The organism is Pseudomonas sp. MF09156 (genome assembly GCF_059862305.1).
In genome coordinates this window covers 275,109-292,355 of the sequence record NZ_JCBCUR010000006.1, presented here as the reverse complement: position 1 = coordinate 292,355, position 17,247 = coordinate 275,109, and the positions used below count along the sequence as shown (strand labels likewise).

Here is a 17,247-nt window from a genome sequence, read left to right as displayed (position 1 = left end):
TCGCGGCGGGTTTGCTTGCGCTTGCCGGCGTACTCGAAGTCGGAAAAGCTCATCTGGCTCATGGGAGGCTCGGATCAGGTGGTCGGTCGATTTTCGCATATCCGGGACTTGTTCGGAGATTCCTTAGAGGGTGTAGACAAAATAAAGTAAACTCCTTGCCTCTCTTATATACAGCATTGCCATGCCTAAAACTGGACGCCCGCCCGCAATTGCTGCGGAGCATTACCCACTGCTGACCAAGCTTGCTCATGCGCAGCCCTATTCCAGTCAGGCCGAATTGGCGCAAGCATTCCATGCTGAAACATGCATCACCGCTCATCCCGACACGTTCGCAAAGGCGTTGAAACTGGCGGGGATTGTTCGTGTAAAGGAACGGGCCAAAGGTAGTTTCCAACCTCCCGAGCCTCGTAAGTCTTATGGCTACACCGAGGCACACCGGCGTCAGTTGCCGGAGCAGCGCTACCCCAGTTGCCTGACCGACGCCGAATGGACGCTGGTCGCAGATTTGTTTGAAGTATCGGGCGGTCGTGGCGTGCCACCCCGGCACTCCAGGCGCACGCTCCTGGAGGCTTGCTGCTATGTCGTGCGCACTGGATGCTCATGGCGAATGCTGCCTCGCGAGTTTCCACATTGGGACAATGTCTATAAAACTTTCCGCCGCTGGAGCGCTCAGGGCAAATTTGAGCAAATGCATGATCGGCTTCGTGCCCAATGGCGAGAGCGGGTGGATCGTGATGAAAAGCCGTCAGCCGCTGTTCTGGATTCTCAATCAACTCGTAGCTCGCCCCAGGGTGGTGAAAGTGGTTACGACGCAGGCAAGAAGGTGAAAGGGCGCAAGCGCAGTCTCATCGTTGATACCTTAGGCTTGCTCTTGGCGGTGAGCATCAGTGCAGCCAGCGTGCAGGATCGAGATGCGGCAGACGACGCGGTGACGTCCTCGATGAGCAAGTACCCATCATTGAATACCCTGTTCGTCGACAGTGCCTATGCCGGAAAGTGGGCCCAGCGCACGCGGCACAGTCATTCGCTTGAAGTTCAAGTCATTCGAGGGCCAAACAATCGACGTACCGGGAAGTGGCATTCAGAACAAGGCGATTTGTTCACGACAGCGCCGGTTACAAGCGGCTTTGTGGTTATGCCCAAGCGCTGGGTAGTGGAACGAACTCACGCCTGGAATGAGCGGGCCAGGCGCTTGATCATGCACCACGATCGCTTGTTCGATGTGAGTGCAGCATGGGTGTGGCTGGCCGAGGCCCGGATGCTTGCTCGTCGGCTGACTACTTGATTTTGTCTACACCCTCTAAGGAAACTCTGAAAAAGACTTCCCGATCTGGTGAAATACCCACCACGCACAAACGGAACAGTTGAGCCCCGATGAAACAGATGTCCTTCGCCGACGCCGAATATGCCGGCAAACGTAAGCAGACCCGCCGCGAGCGCTTCTTAATCGAGATGGATCAGGTGGTGCCCTGGAAGGGCTTGGTTAATTTGATCGAGCCGCATTATCCAAAGGGCGAAGGGGGCCGTCCGGCGTATCCATTGATGGCCATGTTGCGGGTTCATTTGATGCAAAACTGGTTCGGCTACAGTGATCCGGCGATGGAAGAAGCGCTCTGCGTATTTCGGCCCATCGTGACCGCCCGTTTCGGTACATCGTGACCGACCCTTTCGCTAACGCGTGACCGCTCATTTCGCTAACAACGTGACCGATTTCCGCCTGTTCCGAAACAGCCGGTCACGCCCTTACCGAAATGAGCGGTCACGTTGTTAGCGAAATACCCTGCACCTCATTGCGCATGACCTGACCCGCCGCCACCCTGCCCCCATTTCGGGGAGTCGAAGGATGGCGGCGCAGCGAGTAGCCATGCGTAATATCAAAGAATGCCTGCGCCTCAAGTTCGAGGCCGACCTGTCCCACGAGAAGATCGCCCGCGCCTTGCAGCTGTCCAAAGGCGTGGTCAGCAAGTACATCAAGGCCGCGCGTGACACCGGCATCGAGTGGCCCGCGTTGGCGCTGCTGGACGAGGTGGCGCTCGGTGCCGCCCTGGTGCCCGCCGCCAGGATCATCCACACCCGCGGCGACCGGGTGCTGCCCGACGTGATCACCCTGCACCGCGAACTACGCCGCAAAGGCGTGACGCTACAACTGTTGTGGGAGGAGTACACCGCCGCTCATCCCGACCAGCCGACCTACCGCTACACCCAGTTCGTCGAGCACTACCGCAGCTACGCCCGTACCCTCAAACGCTCGATGCGCCAGCAGCACCGCGCGGGCGAAAAGCTGTTCATCGACTACGCTGGGCCCACGCTGCCGGTGATCGACGCCGCCACCGGCGAGATCCGAGAGGCGCACATCTTCGTCGCCGCCCTCGGCGCCTCGAACTACACCTACGCGTGCGCCACGCCGAGCGAGACCCAAGTGGACTGGCTGACGGCGTTGAGCCAGGCCCTCAGCTACTTCGGTGGCGTCCCCGAAATGATCGTCCCGGACAACCCGCGAGCCCTGGTCGCTCGGCCCGACCGTTACGAGCCGGGTCTGAACCGCGCGGCGCTGGAGTGTGCCCAGCACTACGGCGCCATCATGCTCCCGGCACGCCCACGCAAACCACAGGACAAAGCCAAGGCAGAGGTGGCCGTGCAAGTGGTCGAGCGCTGGATCATGGCGCGGTTGCGGCATCAGCAGTTCTTCAGCCTGCACGCGCTCAATCAAGCCATCGCGGGCTTGCTGGAGAACTTGAACCGACGCCCCTTCAAAAAGCTCGACGGATGCCGACGGGACTGGTTCGAGCAACTCGACCAGCCGGCGCTGAAGCCGTTACCGGCGCACCCTTACGAGGTCGTGACCTTCAAACGCTGCAAGGTCAACATCTTGTGTGGCCAAGCGATTTCTGTGGCCTTTGCTCTGCTGAGTGGCAGAGCGCTTGACCTGGCGCCGTCGGGAGACCACAGAAATGTGAAGGCAATTTGGAGCGCAGCATGAGTATTCCGCGTTTTTGCGGCAGGAGGATTTACTCATGTTCGATCAACTATTCAAGCGAGCAACAACGGTCGCGCGCCATACGGAAGCACCTCTTTATTCAGAGAGAGTTCGTTATCTGGAATATTTGCAAGACCACCAGGTTGCTCGCAAGACGCTGGTTCGCTGCGCGGCCTACATGCTGTGCATCGGCGCGGAGTTTCGCTGGAGGTTGCCAGATTCCGTCGCATCCGCCCGGATCAACGTAATGGCAAATCGATGGGTCGCCCGTCATGTAGCTAACCCAACCCGTACAGATGGGCAGGCTTCCCGCACCGTGTTCATATCGACGGCGACGAACTGGCTCCGCTTTATCGGGAAGCTACAGGCACCGGTCGTCAAACAGCCCGGCACGTTGCAGATCGAGGCGTATGCGCGTTTCATGCGCGATGAACTCAATTTATCAGCTGTAACGATCTACACACGCTGTGGTCGTGCCGCTGAGTTTCTCCGACTGGCCGATGCGCAAGGACTTGACGTTGCTCAACTCGACTGGGAAACCGTCGATCTCATCCTTGCCTTGAAGGGGCGCCGCGACGGTCTGACGCGTGCCTCAATGCAGACCTATGGTTACGACCTGCGAAGTTTCCTTCGCTATCTGCAAGAGCACAGGTAGTGTCAACCAGGTTTGGCGGAAACTATCCGACCACTGCGGATTTATCAAGGTGAGACGCTGCCGGCTGGCCCATCCTGGGAGCAAGTCCATCTTCTACTGGGCGGGCTGCAAGGCGAACGACCGAGCGCGATCCGAGATCGCGCAATCATGTTGCTGTTCGCTTTCTACGGCTTACGCGTAGCCGAGGTGCGTCGCTTGTGCCTTGAGGATCTCGATTGGGAGCAGGCGATTGTTCGCGTGCATCGCACCAAACAGAGTCCACGCGTTGAGTTTTATCCATTAACTGGTGACATGGCCGATGCCCTTGTCAGATATCTGCGGTCAGTACGGCCGACGACTGATCGGCGGGAGGTGTTTCTCCAGTTGCGTGCTCCCTATCAGCCGGTCAGCAATAGCGCTCTTTGGCAGGTCGTGAACCGTCGGCTACGGCCGATGGGTTTGGCCATAAAACATAACGGCCCACATGCGCTGCGGCATGCATGTGCGACGCGCATGCTTGCCCAAGGACTAACGATGAAGGAAATAGGTGATTTTCTTGGTCACAGTCATCCTGCTACGACGGCGATGTACGCAAAGGTCGACATTGATGGTCTGCGTCGGGTAGCCGACGTTGATCTCGGGAGATTCCTATGAATCTCGCCGACGCAACCACGCTATACATGAAAACCGTCCAGGCTAACGGCTGCAAGGGAACCAGCATTAGCGCTGTTTTACGGTTGTTCGTCAGGTCTGTCGGTGGTCACCGCGAACTGACTTCGATTTCGCCACAGGAGGTTCGAGCATTTCTCGACGGTAACAGGCCGCTAAGTCGGTATTGGCATCGCAAACATTCGGCATTGTTGGGGTTTTTCCGCTTCGCACTTGCCCGCAGTCTTTCATCAGGCATTCCGCTACCAATCAACACACCACGCTGCCCCCAAACCTTCCGACCTTATGTATATACCGATAGCGACATAGCTCGACTGATCAATGCCGTTGATGGCTTACATTCAACATTAATCGAACCACGTACCCTTCGAACGCTAGTGCTGCTTTTATACGGAACGGGCCTACGACTGAGCGAAGCGCTGCACTTGTGTTTTGCCGACGTCGACCTTGAGCAGAGTCTGTTAACGATCCGCGACACGAAGTTCTACAAGACGCGGTGGGTTCCGACTGGAACGCATTTAACCCAGATCCTGCACGATTACATCAAGACCGTCCACACATCGCCCGGCACCGCATTGGACGCTCCACTGCTCGTTCGCCGTGATGGTGGTCAACTCAGTGCGAGTGGCGTTCGGCGGGCGTTTGCACGTCTTCGATCAAAGGCAAACGTCCGGCGCACCGATGGTGCCCCCTAGCCGAGCGCTCACATCCCAATGTGGCCGCTATCGCACTCGCAAACAAAACAGCTCGCATGGCTTGGGCGATGTTGCGCAACGACACTGATTACCAACCGGATCGGGCTGCAGCCTGATCTACCAAACCGACGAGTCTAACGAGTAAACAAACCGTCTACCCAGATTGCTAAGCAACCCGAACGATGGCAAACCGGTCGAACAGGCGTTGGCAAAACCCTCAAGTGTCCAGGTGCGTAGAGCACGTAGAAGCGATTGGGAGCCGACGCGCGAATAGCCCATCATGGCCCTGCATCGAATCGATGCCGAAGTCAGAGGCCGAATATACGTGCGCAGTCGGCACGGGCGCCAAAGCGAAGGAAGCTTGCAACGAGGAGGAGTCCATATACGGTCATCTGGATCGGGTTGAAGCGGGGCCGAGAATTACGCTCTCAGCCCCTTAAATGCCGGTCAGACAGTTACCACGATTTTGCCGATTTGTTGATTGGCTTCAAGGAAGCGGTGGGCATTCTGAATGTCGCTAAGCGCGAATGTCTTGGCGATGATCGGGCGCAACGCACGAGATTTCAGCCCATGCAGAATAAAAGCCTTCGCTCTTTCCAAGGCTTCAAGGTCGGCCACAATTTCTGCATAGATATAGCCCTTCAAGGTCAAGCTTTTGCCCAGCACGGTAAACAGTGGGAATGGCGTCGGCTCAGAGCTAAGCGCGCCGTATTCCAGCAAGATTCCGCCTCGCGCCATGCTCTGCGTGAGGGGTTCAAAGGACGGCCCGCCTACAGGATCGAACACAACACGGGCGCCTTGACCGGCAGTTGTCGCCATAACACGCTCGACGATGTCCTCTTCATCACTGACGATGACGTGCGCAGCGCCAGCATCAAGTAGGGCTTGCTTCTTCGCGTTGGTGCGAGTGATCGCAATCGATGTGGCTCCGACCATACGAGCAAGTTGCAAGGCGGCCAGGCCAACACTGCTTGATGCAGCGGTGACGATGACAAAGTCGTCCTGCCGCAGCTTTGCTTGTTCGATCAATGCACCCCAAGCGGTAACGTACTGCATCCAAGACGCAGCAGCCTCTTCGAAGGATAAGTTCTCAGGACTCTTTACCACCAGGTGAGCCGGTACATTGGCCAGCTCGCCGTAAGTGCCTCATCGAGCGATATCCAAAGGCGGGATTACAGCGACCTCGTCACCAATCTTGATCTCCGTTACGTCGCTACCAACTGAAACCACGATGCCTGCGGCCTCGTAGCCTAAGCGGCTGGGGAACTCGGCATCCTGTAGGTAGGCGTGATTGCGAAACATCACTTCGGCCCGGTTCAAGCCAATAGCTTTAACGTCAATCTGCACCTCGTTTGGTGCCGGTGCCGAAACTTCCAAATCTTCCAGCTTCAGAACGCTGGCATCACCGTATTCGTGGATTCTGACAATGGGGGATGCGGCGGAAATCTTGGACTACCTGGAGGTAGTTCATGTATTCATACGAAGACCGCATCCGAGCGGTCGAGCTCTACATAAAAGTGGGGAAACGCATTGGGGTAACGATTCGTCAGCTGGGCTACCCGACGAAGAACTCTTTGAAGAGCTGGCATGCAGAGTATGAGCGATGCCTCGACCTGCCGCGTGGCTACGAGAACTCGAAGTCGAAGTACTCACTGGCCCAAAGGGAAAAGGCTGTCGAGTACTATCTCGAACACGGTCGCAGCATCGCCGCTACCGTCACGGCGTTGGGCTACCCGGCACGGGATTCGTTGCGTGCCTGGATTTACGAATTGCACCCCGAGTTGCATACGCGTGTCGTTGGCCGATCTGACGGGTTGGCCCGCCCGCCAGCGATGAAGCAGTCAGCGGTCATCGCGCTGTGCACGCGAAAAGAAAGTGCGAAAGCCCTGGCTGAAAAACTAGGCGTATGTAGGCCGACCTTGTACAACTGGAAAAACCAGCTACTCGGCCCAGAGGTATCTGCATCCATGAAGCGCCGACTAGAACCCCCGTCGTCACCGGAGCGAGAAGAGTTGGAACGGCAACTCGAATCTCTCAGGCTCGACGTGCGCCGTCTGCAGCTTGAACACGACCTGTTGATGAAGGCGAATGAACTCATAAAAAAAGATACGGGCATCGACCGGCAAGTCCTGACCAACCGGGAGAAGACATTGCTGGCTGATGCCCTGAGGCAGACATACTCCTTGTCAGAGCTGCTTGAAGCGCTGGGCTTGGCCCGAAGTTCCTATTTCTACCATCGAGCCCGAATGCAGGTCGCGGAAAAATACACCGAAGTGCGTCGTGCCATGGCAGACATCTTCGAGCGCAATCATCGCTGCTATGGCTACCGACGGATGAGGGCTTCGCTGAGCCGGCAGCGCGTGCGTTTGTCAGAGAAGGTGGTGCAGCGCTTGATGAAGCAGGAGTGCCTGGTCGTCGCCAAGCCGAAACGGCGTCGATACGGTTCCTACCTCGGGGAGATCAGTCCCGCGCCGGAAAATCTCGTCAACCGGGACTTCACAGCTGTTGCTCCGAATGAGAAATGGCTGACTGACATCTCGGAGTTCCAGATCCCGGCCGGCAAGGTGTACCTGTCCCCCATCATCGACTGCTTCGATGGGAAGGTCATCAGTTGGTCGATCGGCACGCGTCCCGACGCCGAGCTTGTGAACACGATGCTGGATGCGGCCGTCGAAACGGTGGCCTGCAACGATAAACGGCCTGTTGTTCACTCCGATCGTGGCGCGCACTACCGCTGGCCCGGCTGGTTATCGCGCATCGCTGATGCGAAGCTGATTCGTTCGATGTCGCGCAAGGGCTGCTCACCTGATAACGCGGCGTGTGAAGGCTTCTTCGGCCGGCTGAAAACGGAGCTGTTCTATCCTCGCAACTGGCAGTCAACGAGCATCGAGCAGTTCATTCAGGCCCTGGACTCATACATTCGCTGGTACAACGAGAAACGTATCAAGATTTCCCTCGGCGCTCTCAGTCCCATTGAGTATCGTGAGAGCCTGGGCCTCGCGGCATAACCAGTCCAAGTTTTTGTCCGCATCCCCACTGGGTCAATTTGGCGCCGGCACCAACAGATAGACCGCAGCTCCTGTATCGATCGCTTAAAATCAGGCGCTGCGGTTTACCAGCTTAAGAGGTGCGGCACTGCGCTGTTGAGCCAGGTATCGAGTGCAACAAACCCGTAGGAATGAGGAGAAGTTCACCACCTCATCCCGAGCTTTTGTGATCTCCTCATAGAGTCTGGTGATCAACTGGTTGGTGGTTAGTCCTTCCCCAGCGGCCATTTCGGTGAGGATGTCCCAAAACTGATTTTCCAGCCGCAGAGTCGTGATAACGCCATGTATGCGCAACGAGCGTGATCGAGACTCATACAGAATTGGATCGGCTTTAATATACAGTTCGCACATTTTGAGGCCCTACCCAGTAAAAGCTAGATTATTTCCCTCTTTAGGGAAAGAGAGGTAATAGGCCAATACTACACTTAGCGTTCCAGTCAGAGGGGGCCGTGGCCTGTGCCAACGAGTTTACTTCGAAATCCAGGCAATGACAGCTGCCAAATCCTCCGGACTGCAATCCATGCACAGCCCACGAGGTGGCATAACGTTCAAACCTTCGGTGACGTTTTTTAGAAGCACGTCCGAGCCCTTGTCCAGACGAGGTTTCCAAGCGGCGTGGTCTCCCTTTTTGGGAGCCATAGGCAATTGACCGTTATGACACATGACGCACGACCGATTGAAGACTGCCTCTGGCTCTTGAGCCGCGTGGGCACTGGATATTACGAGTAAAAAGGCTGCTGCCAGAATCTTGTTCATCGTAGATCTCATCGATTGTTTTTATTTTTGACACTACCGCTCAGAGCACCACTGCCCATTCGTAAACAATGAGTGAGGATGGTAGTAATTGGCCGAGAGACAGGCCAGTTGACGGACTAAACACCGTTTTTCCAATCACGCAACGATTGCAAACACGCGGCGGGCGTTTCAATTCTCGCCTGAGCATAGTTTTGTGACGCCGTACGAACATCAAGGATAGACGTTCGTAGAAACGGATTGGTGGCCTTTTCCAAGCCAATCGCCGAGGGAAGGGTGCATTCTCCGCGAGCCCGTGCCGCCTCTACCTCCAATAAGCGTTCGGCTATCTCCTTATTATTGGGCTCTACAGCTTGAGCGAAGTGCAGGTTCCCCAAGGTATATTCATGCGCGCAATAGACGCGCGTGGCATCGGGCAATGCCGCCAGACGCTCCAGTGAGTCAAGCATCTGCCCGGCGGTTCCCTCAAATAGTCGGCCACATCCTGCAGCGAATAGTGTATCGCCACTGAACAGGAGTAGTTCATCCGGCGGGAAAAAGGCGACATGATCCAAGGTGTGTCCTGGTACGGCAATGACCCGCACAGTACGTCCGAGCACCTTGATTTCATCATTGTCGCCCACGACCAGGTCCAGACCTGGGATTGACGACTGTGCCGGCCCGATCACGTTGACGTTGTACTGTTGCCTGAGCTCATCAATACCGCCGACATGGTCATGATGATGATGGGTGATCAACACATCGCCAAGCGTCCACTGCGGATGCTCGTTCAGCCAGTCGATGACAGGTTGAGCATCCCCAGGATCGACGACTGCGCAGTGTTTCTCATCTGGGTTGAGCAGCAGCCAAATGTAATTGTCGGTGAAAGCCCTCAACTCGAGGACTTCCATGCCGCTTGTTTTTTGCGCCGTCATGCCGCTTTGGCCTTGAGGGCTTCGGCTATATAGTCGGCTTGTCGAATGGCCAGGCTTACGATTGTCAGGGTCGGGTTCTCCGCGGCACTGGTTGTGAACTGGCTCCCGTCCGAGATGAACAGGTTTGGCACCTCATGGCACTGTCCGTGTTTATTGCAGACACCATCCGCCTCTTTGAGACTCATGCGACACGTGCCCATGTTATGGGTGGAAGGGTAAGGCGGAACCCGGTGCGTCTTGAGTGCGCCAACTGCTTCGTATACCGCGCTGCCTTGTTTGAAGGCGTGTTCACGCATGGCAATGTCATTGGGATGGTCGTCGTAGTGAACGTTGGCCACTGGTATCCCGAAACGATCCTTGGTGCTATTGCTCAATGTAATGCGATTGCTCTCACGAGGCATGTCTTCGCCCACCAGCCACATGGCGGCAAGATGAGTGTAATTGTCCATGACACTGGTAAAATTTCTGCCCCAGGCACCAGGATTGAAAAATGCCGCCATGAACGATGGCCCAAGAGAGACGGTTTCCATTTCGTAGCCGCCGACAAAGCCGCGATCAGGATTGAAATGCACTTCGTCACTGATCAGGCCCGCCATGATCGTGCCTCGGTAGAAGTGCACAGGATCGCTGAACTCGGCGAAAACGGAGCCGGTGGTGTGCCGCATGTAATGCTTGCCGACCATGCCTGATCCGTTGGCCAGTCCGTGCGGAAACAATGTGCTGGAGGAGTTTAAGAGCAATCTAGGTGTTTCAATTGCATTGCCCGCTATCGCGATGACGCGGCCTTTCTGCCGGTGCAATTGACCCTTAGCATCAGCGTATACAACGGCGCTGGCACGTCCTTTGGCATCATGTTCGATACGAACCGCATGGGCTTGCGTTCGCAATTCAAGCTTGCCGGTCGCTTCGGCGGCTGGAATCTCAGTGTAGAGCGTTGACCACTTCGCCCCCATTTTGCAGCCTTGAAAGCAGAAGCCTAGCTGCATGCATTGCGCGCGTCCTGCACGGGCACGGCTGTTGATGGCCATGCGCCCAGTCGAGCAATGTTTATAACCGAGCTTCATTGCACCGTTGTACATCACTTGGAAGTTGTTGTTGCCGGGCAGTCCAGGAATGTCGTTGGTGCGAGTGACCCCCATCTTGTCCTCAGCGCGGGTGTAATAGGGCTCCAGCTCAGCCAAGGTCAACGGCCAATCCAGTAGGTTGGCGCCTTTTACTTCGCCGTAAGTCTGCCGTGCCCGAAACTCGTGTTCTTGTAAGCGGAGGCTTGCTCCGGCCCAATGAGAGGTGGTGCCACCCACCGTTTTGCAGATCCACGCGGGGAGATTGGGAAAGTCTTTGGCAATCTGCCAAGTGCCTGACGTAGTGCGGGTATCGCCCCAGGACAGTTGTTGAAAAGAAGGCCATTCATCATTGATGAAGGTTGCAGAGGATTGACGCTCACCCGCTTCGAGAAGAACTACCGGTACGCCCTTTTGGCACAACTCGTTGGCGAGTGTCCCGCCACCAGCACCGGAACCTATGATTACTACAACGGAATCATCATCAAAACTGTAGGTTGTCATGCTCGTTACTCCTCAAGAAAAAGCGCTGGGACTGGCGTCTGCTGGAGCGGCAGGCAGCCACTTCAGATCATTGAAGCCACGCATCAGATATCCGCCTTTAGGAAAGGAGGCGCCTTCGTAACCGAAATGCTGGTAAGCCAGCTCATTGCTGTAGAGCGAATGGGCCGAGGTGCTTCTGATCAGGATGAAAAAGTCGGAATGTTGAATGTCTTCAAGCAGGGCGACTTGTCTGTTTTCATCGAGGCTTGACCAATGACCACCCGCCAGTCGATCCAGGTCGGACAGACCTTTATCAAGCAGGGGGAGCACCGAGGGATCGGTGGCTGCTCGCTCGTCGAGCGCCTTTACGGCAAAGGCGTAGACAGCATCTTCCATACGGTCATGGGGGTAGATACGGCGTATCACCAGCAGTAACTTCGCCGCGACATCGCTGCTCAGGGTATTCATTTCCATGGCCCATGAACGGCTGGGAGCCAGCAGGGCGATGGGGCCGGAACCGAACAGGAGCGTGCCTAGCAACAGCCCACCGCTTCCTTGCAGAAAACGGCGACGGTTGATCTTTACGTCGTGCATGAAATGTCTCCTTTTTATTTTTATAAGGAGTGACAGCGTCACGGTCGAATCGTGGAGGGTGGTCTAACGAGAGAGGTAAGAGCGGGTTACCACATCAGACCAATCCAATCAGGCGTTTGCTTTAAGAAAGCATTCGCGTTGCAAAGTAAAACCATCTTGAGTGTTCTGGGCTGGCAGTTGTCCAGGCCATCGAAATTTCGGTGCTCGAACTTCTTTATTGGTAGTGACCACCCCGTTGCAATACTTCGATTTTGTAACCATCGGGATCCTGAATAAAAAAGAATCGTGTTAGCAGAACGCCATCTCTTTTGAATTCCTTGATAGGGGTCGGAGACAAATTCAGATCCAGCAGCCGATTGAATTGCTGGTCCAGATCCTCGACGACAAAGGCGGCATGACCGTAGCCGCTGCCATGGGTGTATTCGCTTTGTCCCTTGTTCCAGGTCAGTTCGATTTCTGCGCCGCTCTCGATATCTCGCAGGTAGACCAGGGAAAAATCGTCGAACTCCAGGCGATGAGTTTCTATGAGACCAAACACTTCCTGATAGAACTTCATGGATTGGTTGAGGTTGCCCACGCGAATCATGGTGTGAATAAACTTTGCCATTTCATCTACCTGCGTTTTTCGTGATTCTTGGATTTTGGGTCAAGCCCATTCGACTTCATGATGAGGCGAACATGGCCCGGGTGGGTAATAGAGGATTACTACGTTTAAACAGGGGCAAAGAGTTTCTGCGCCCATTGAAAATGATCACGAGTGGAGCTGAGAAATACGGCTGATGTAAGTTTGGACATAGGCGTCCAATTCGCCTATGGAGGCTCGCTCAAGCGCTTGCTGGTGCAGCCTTGAGGTGACGCTCAGCGCCTCCAGATTCGACTCTTCGTCGCCGGCCAGACCCTTGAAGTATTCGGCGTGCTGCTTGCTCTGAAGAAGGCCGAACCGCGCCAGACTCGATTTTCGTTTTCGCAGCGCCTCCAGCACCTGTGCCGAAGGCGTCAGGGTGCAGTTTTCGACCTTGTCTCGCTGTGATTGGACGGCCTCGGTATGGAGGTCGCCAGCGTGGCTTCGATCCAGCAACGCGCCGAGTGGCTGAATGCTCTCCAACAAGTCGCAAGCCCAGGTTTTCAAATCGGTGTTCTGTCCTTCCCTCAGCAGTTGCAGCCCGGGTCGACGACCTTCTTTGGCGACCTTGAGGAAATTTTGATCGGCATGCAGTTGCTCATCACTGCTCAGTCGCGGACTGTCCTGCAACGCGCAAAACAACAAAAACGCATCGAGAAAGCGCATTTGGACAAGATCCATTCCCGCTGGCATAAATGGATTGATGTCCAGGCAGCGCACTTCCACGTATTGAATGCCCCGTGACAACAACGCCTGAAGCGGTCTTTCGCCGATATCTGTCACCCGTTTGGGGCGGATACTAGCGTAGAACTCGTTTTCAATCTGCAGTGTGTGAGTGCTCAGCTGCACTCGTTCGCCCGCCTGGTGAGTCCCCATTTCCTCATAGCCTGGGTGGGGCGTGGAGACCGCACGGTGTAACATTTCCATGTAATTGCCAAGGGTGTCATAACTCGGATTGAGGTCGGATTGGGCTCGGCTTTGATAACCCAGATCGCTCATGCGCAAGCTGGTGGCAAAGGGCAGGTAGAGGGTGTGCTCATCGAGCCGTTCGAGTGCGTGCGCGCTTCCCTTGAGAAAGCTGGACTCCACCGCTGGGGAGGCGCCGAACAGATACATCAGCAACCAGCTGTAGCGTTTGAAATTACGAATCAGGGCCATATAGCACGCTGACTGATAATCCTGCGGGGCCTGCGTATCACCTTCCTCCCGTTGCAGAAGCGCGAAGAGCGCTTCGGGCATCGAGAAGTTGTAATGAATGCCGGCAATGCACTGCATTTTTTTGCCATAGCGCAAGGCCAATCCTTTGCGGTAAAGATATTTCAACTGCCCTGTATGTGAAGTGCCGTAAAAGGCGATCGGTATGTTTTCTTCTTCCGGGAGGGGGCATGGCATGGACAGGCTCCACAGAAATTCCCCTTCAAGGTTGCTGCAAGCGAATCGGTGGATTTGCTCCAGGCAGGCCAAGGATTCCACTGCCCCCGGCATGGCCGGAGTGATGAATTCCAGCAAGGATTCGGAGTAGTCGGTGGTTATCTGCGGATGGGTAAGTGCCGAACCCAGTGCGACAGGGTGCGGTGTCAGTGCAAGGAGTCCCTCGCAATCCACGCGCAAACATTCGCGCTCAATCCCTCTCAGGCATTGACTCAACAGGTCGTAATGGGCCGGTTGCGCCAGCAGCCTTTGTCGACGAAACAGAAGATCACTCAAGGGTCATTCCTGCGCGCACAGTTGGGTTGATGAGACCGGTTGTCCTGCTGTTCCAGTCTTTTTTCGGGTCACGCGGTCCACCAGATACACCAGCCCGTGATAATCGATCCCGCCATGCTGGCTCAGGCCAATCTCACAAGTGCGACTGGTGGAAATGCCTTCGCTGCAGTACTGCACCGCATCTTTCAGAGTGCGCAGTGAATGTGCATTCAGTTCGGGAGTGGTGAAGCCCTTGTCGCCGGCAAACCCGCAGCAATGAATGCCTTCGGGGATGACCACGTTGTTGCTGCATTTGCGCGCCAGATCGATCAGCGCCTGGCTTTCACCAAGGTGCTGGGTGCTGCAGGTGACATGCACCGCGATGGGCGCTTCCTGCGGCGTGAACTGCAGTCGATCCATCAGGTGCGTACGAATGAAACGTACCGGGTCGTACAGGTCCAGGCGTACTTCGCCCAGGTCCTGGATCAGGCGCAACGTGCAGGGGCTGGTGTCGCAGTAGATCGGGTCGAGTCCGCCACGGCTGGCGTGGAGCAGGGCGCCAATCAGTTCCTGGCGTTTGTGTTCGGCCTGTTCAGCATAACCCTTGGAGGCGAACGGCTGGCCACAGCAGAGGTTGTCCAGGTTGTCCGGGAAGACCACCTGGTAACCGGCTTTTTCCAGCAGGCCGCGGGTCTTGTCGTACAGCGACATTTGTTCCTTGTCGCCCGCCGCCGGCCCCATCGCCCGTGAAACGCATGCGGCCAGGTACACCACGCGCGGGCGTTCGTCGCTCACTGTCGGGCTGAAGCGAATGGCTTTTTCCGGCTGTGGCATGGCGTTGGTCCATTGCGGAACCTGGCCTTTGGACAAGCGCGTCAAGGTTGCGGATAACTTTGCCAGGCGTGGCGCACCCAGCAACATCCGTGCGCCATTGGCCACGTGCAGGGTGAAACGCGCACCTTGCAGCGCCGTGGCGAAATTTCCCTCCAGCCAGTTGGCAGTTTTCTTATGGGTGGCGTGCTGGCCACGAAGCTTTTTCACCAGCTCGCCGGTGTTGATTCCTACAGGGCAGCGTTGCGCACAAAGACCGGTGGCGGCGCAGGTGTCGATGCCCTGGTATTCGTAGGCCGCTTCGAGTTCGCGGGTGTCGACCCCGGCGCGTTTCTTCGCCTGGATGTCCCGCCAGATCACGATCCGCTGGCGCGGGCTCAAGGTAAGGCCTTTGGAGGGGCAGACCGGCTCGCAGAAGCCGCATTCGATGCACTTGTCGATGATCTCGTCGGCGGCCGGCAGCGGTTTCAGATGCTTGAGGTGGATTTGCGGGTCTTCGCTGAGCACCACGTCCGGATTGAGAATGCCGTTGGGATCGAGCAGGCGCTTGAGCTGCCACATCAACTGGTAGGCGTCGCTGCCCCATTCCAGTTCGACGAAGGGTGCCATGTTGCGCCCGGTACCGTGCTCGGCCTTGAGCGAACCGCCGAACTCGACAGCCACCAGTTGCGCCACGTCGTCCATGAACGCCTGGTAGCGTGCGACTTCTTCCGCGCTGTTGAAGCCCTGGGTGAAGACGAAGTGCAGATTGCCTTCCAGTGCGTGTCCGAAAAGGATCGCTTCGTCGTAGTGATGTTTGTCGAACAGCTCGATCAGCCGGTTCACGCCGAGGGCCAGTTGTTCCACCGGGAAGGTCACGTCCTCGATGATCACCGTGGTTCCGGTTTTGCGCACCGCGCCGACGGCGGGGAAGGTGTCCTTGCGGATCGCCCAGAGCCGGGCGTTTTCCAGCGGGTCTTCGGTGAAATCGACTTGCTTCTCTACCGGGAACGAGGACAGCGACGCCATGATCTGCGCCAGCTGTTCCTGCAACAACGAGGAAGATGCCGCGCGGGATTCGATCAGCAGGGCGCAGGCATTGTTCGACAGCTGTTGTACGAAAGCGGGCATGCCGGGCTTGTTCTGCACCGAGCGCAAGCTACGGCGGTCCAACAACTCTACCGCTGACACCGGTTGGCTTTTGAGCACGGTGACGGCGTTGCAGCAGGTTTCCACATCCGGGAATACGATCAGCGCCGAGGCCTTGTTCGGGTGATCGATCACCGTGTCGTAGGTCACTGCGCTGATGAAGCCGAGGGTGCCTTCGGAGCCCACCAGCAAGTGGCTCAGGATATCCACAGGTTCGTCATAATCCACCAGGGCGTTGAGTGACAGGCCGGTGGTATTTTTCAGACGGTATTTGTGGCAAATTCTCGCGGCCAGTTCGGCATTGGCGCGGGTCTCGCGGCCCAAGGTCGCGAGGCGCTCCAGCAGGTCGCCATGACTGGCGCGAAACGCCGCGACACTGGTGGCGTCTTCGGTATCGAGACGGCTGCCGTCGGCCAGCACCAGACGAATGCCGGCCAGGGTGTGATAGGTGTTTTGCGCCGTGCCGCAGCACATGCCGCTGGCATTGTTGGCCACGATGCCGCCGATTTTGCAGGCGTTGATCGAGGCCGGGTCCGGGCCGATCTTGCGCCCGAACGGTGCCAGCCAGGCATTGGCCTGCGCGCCGATCACCCCCGGTTGCAGGCGGATCTGTGTGCCTTGGCCACGGATCTCGCGACCGTTCCAGTTATCCCCAAGCACGATCAACACCGAATCGCTGATGGCTTGCCCGGACAGGCTGGTGCCGGCGGCGCGGAAGGTCACGGGAACCCGGTCGCGCTGTGCCAATTGCAGCAGCGCCACCACTTCATCTTCGGACTCGACGCGAATCACCAGTTGCGGAATCAGGCGATAGAAGCTGGCATCCGTTCCGAAAGCCAGGGTGGACAGCTCGTCATCGAATCGCCGCGCACGCGGAATTATTGTATTTACAGCTTCACGAAATCTGACAGGCAGGCTCACAGATCCTCCGGCGAGGTGGGGCAGGGCAATGACTCATCTCAGTGGCAACAAGCCCCTGGGTGAGCAGGCCTGCATTTTTGTGATCGTTGTATCGATCTTCGTTCGTTTTTCCTGGAACACCGGGCCTTTGACGGCTTGGGTGTAAACACGGCCATTAGCCGGTTGCAGAGAGATTGAAGGGCGATTGCAGGTAGGGTGATGATCCTTGTTCCAGATCATGCAGGTATCGCGC

General features: G+C 56.7%; 13 protein-coding genes and 4 pseudogenes. 8 read left to right on the top strand and 9 right to left on the bottom strand.

Features of this window, described 5'->3' with window-relative positions; translation table 11 throughout:
- The first annotated feature begins 181 nt into the window (after positions 1-181).
- The 7 genes and pseudogenes from AC19YY_RS17090 to AC19YY_RS17060 all read left to right on the top strand — a co-directional run.
- The gene (locus AC19YY_RS17090; protein ID WP_200657273.1) at positions 182-1,285 is read left to right on the top strand and encodes an IS5 family transposase; all 1,104 of its coding nucleotides are present in this window, start codon (positions 182-184) and stop codon (positions 1,283-1,285) included.
- A gap of 89 nt (positions 1,286-1,374) precedes the next feature.
- Positions 1,375-1,614, top strand: a pseudogene (locus AC19YY_RS17085) (transposase); the annotation flags it as partial.
- Between the two features lie 229 nt (positions 1,615-1,843).
- Positions 1,844-2,869 (top strand): annotated as a pseudogene (gene istA / locus AC19YY_RS17080) (IS21 family transposase); the annotation flags it as partial.
- 145 nt (positions 2,870-3,014) lie between these two features.
- Positions 3,015-3,632 carry a hypothetical protein gene (locus AC19YY_RS17075; RefSeq protein WP_133076950.1) on the top strand — a complete coding sequence of 206 codons (618 nt, stop codon included), beginning with the start codon at positions 3,015-3,017 and terminating at the stop codon, positions 3,630-3,632.
- Positions 3,633-3,644: 12 nt separating this feature from the next.
- Entirely contained in the window at positions 3,645-4,265 is a 621-nt protein-coding gene (locus tag AC19YY_RS17070; protein ID WP_133076949.1) for a tyrosine-type recombinase/integrase, read from the top strand.
- The gene (locus AC19YY_RS17065) at positions 4,262-4,975 is read left to right on the top strand and encodes a tyrosine-type recombinase/integrase (RefSeq protein WP_133076948.1); all 714 of its coding nucleotides are present in this window, start codon (positions 4,262-4,264) and stop codon (positions 4,973-4,975) included. The genes AC19YY_RS17070 and AC19YY_RS17065 overlap by 4 nt, the downstream gene beginning before the upstream one ends.
- Positions 4,969-5,091, top strand: a pseudogene (locus AC19YY_RS17060) (IS110 family transposase); the annotation flags it as partial. The gene AC19YY_RS17065 and the pseudogene AC19YY_RS17060, both read left to right, overlap by 7 nt.
- 331 nt (positions 5,092-5,422) lie before the next feature.
- Here the strand turns inward: AC19YY_RS17060 and AC19YY_RS17055 are convergent.
- Positions 5,423-6,403: pseudogene (locus tag AC19YY_RS17055) on the bottom strand (zinc-dependent alcohol dehydrogenase family protein).
- A 41-nt stretch (positions 6,404-6,444) separates the two neighbouring features.
- Between AC19YY_RS17055 and AC19YY_RS17050 the strand changes: the two are divergent.
- The gene (locus tag AC19YY_RS17050; RefSeq protein WP_133076947.1) at positions 6,445-7,983 is read left to right on the top strand and encodes an IS3 family transposase; all 1,539 of its coding nucleotides are present in this window, start codon (positions 6,445-6,447) and stop codon (positions 7,981-7,983) included.
- A gap of 90 nt (positions 7,984-8,073) precedes the next feature.
- On the opposite strand, the gene AC19YY_RS17045 is transcribed toward AC19YY_RS17050, so the two are convergent.
- The 8 genes from AC19YY_RS17045 to AC19YY_RS17010 all read right to left on the bottom strand — a co-directional run bounded on the left by AC19YY_RS17045 (position 8,074) and on the right by AC19YY_RS17010 (position 17,015).
- Positions 8,074-8,373 (bottom strand): ribbon-helix-helix domain-containing protein, encoded by a 300-nt coding sequence (locus tag AC19YY_RS17045; RefSeq protein WP_034113307.1) that lies wholly within the window; start codon positions 8,371-8,373, stop codon positions 8,074-8,076.
- Between the two features lie 117 nt (positions 8,374-8,490).
- Entirely contained in the window at positions 8,491-8,778 is a 288-nt protein-coding gene (locus tag AC19YY_RS17040; protein WP_034113305.1) for a c-type cytochrome, read from the bottom strand.
- A 116-nt stretch (positions 8,779-8,894) separates the two neighbouring features.
- The gene (gloB, locus tag AC19YY_RS17035) at positions 8,895-9,689 is read right to left on the bottom strand and encodes a hydroxyacylglutathione hydrolase (RefSeq protein ID WP_500604563.1); all 795 of its coding nucleotides are present in this window, start codon (positions 9,687-9,689) and stop codon (positions 8,895-8,897) included.
- On the bottom strand, positions 9,686-11,254 hold the full coding sequence (locus AC19YY_RS17030; protein WP_034113301.1) for a GMC family oxidoreductase: 1,569 nt from the start codon (positions 11,252-11,254) through the stop codon (positions 9,686-9,688). The genes gloB and AC19YY_RS17030 overlap by 4 nt, the downstream gene beginning before the upstream one ends.
- A gap of 12 nt (positions 11,255-11,266) precedes the next feature.
- A complete protein-coding gene (locus tag AC19YY_RS17025; protein WP_034113299.1) occupies positions 11,267-11,827 on the bottom strand; it encodes a twin-arginine translocation signal domain-containing protein in 561 nt (186 codons plus the stop codon).
- 214 nt (positions 11,828-12,041) lie between these two features.
- The gene (locus AC19YY_RS17020; RefSeq protein ID WP_133076945.1) at positions 12,042-12,434 is read right to left on the bottom strand and encodes a VOC family protein; all 393 of its coding nucleotides are present in this window, start codon (positions 12,432-12,434) and stop codon (positions 12,042-12,044) included.
- Between the two features lie 144 nt (positions 12,435-12,578).
- Entirely contained in the window at positions 12,579-14,156 is a 1,578-nt protein-coding gene (gene gshA / locus AC19YY_RS17015) for a glutamate--cysteine ligase (protein ID WP_133076944.1), read from the bottom strand.
- Positions 14,157-14,159: 3 nt separating this feature from the next.
- On the bottom strand, positions 14,160-17,015 hold the full coding sequence (locus AC19YY_RS17010; protein WP_133076943.1) for an FAD-linked oxidase C-terminal domain-containing protein: 2,856 nt from the start codon (positions 17,013-17,015) through the stop codon (positions 14,160-14,162).
- Positions 17,016-17,247 lie beyond the last annotated feature (232 nt).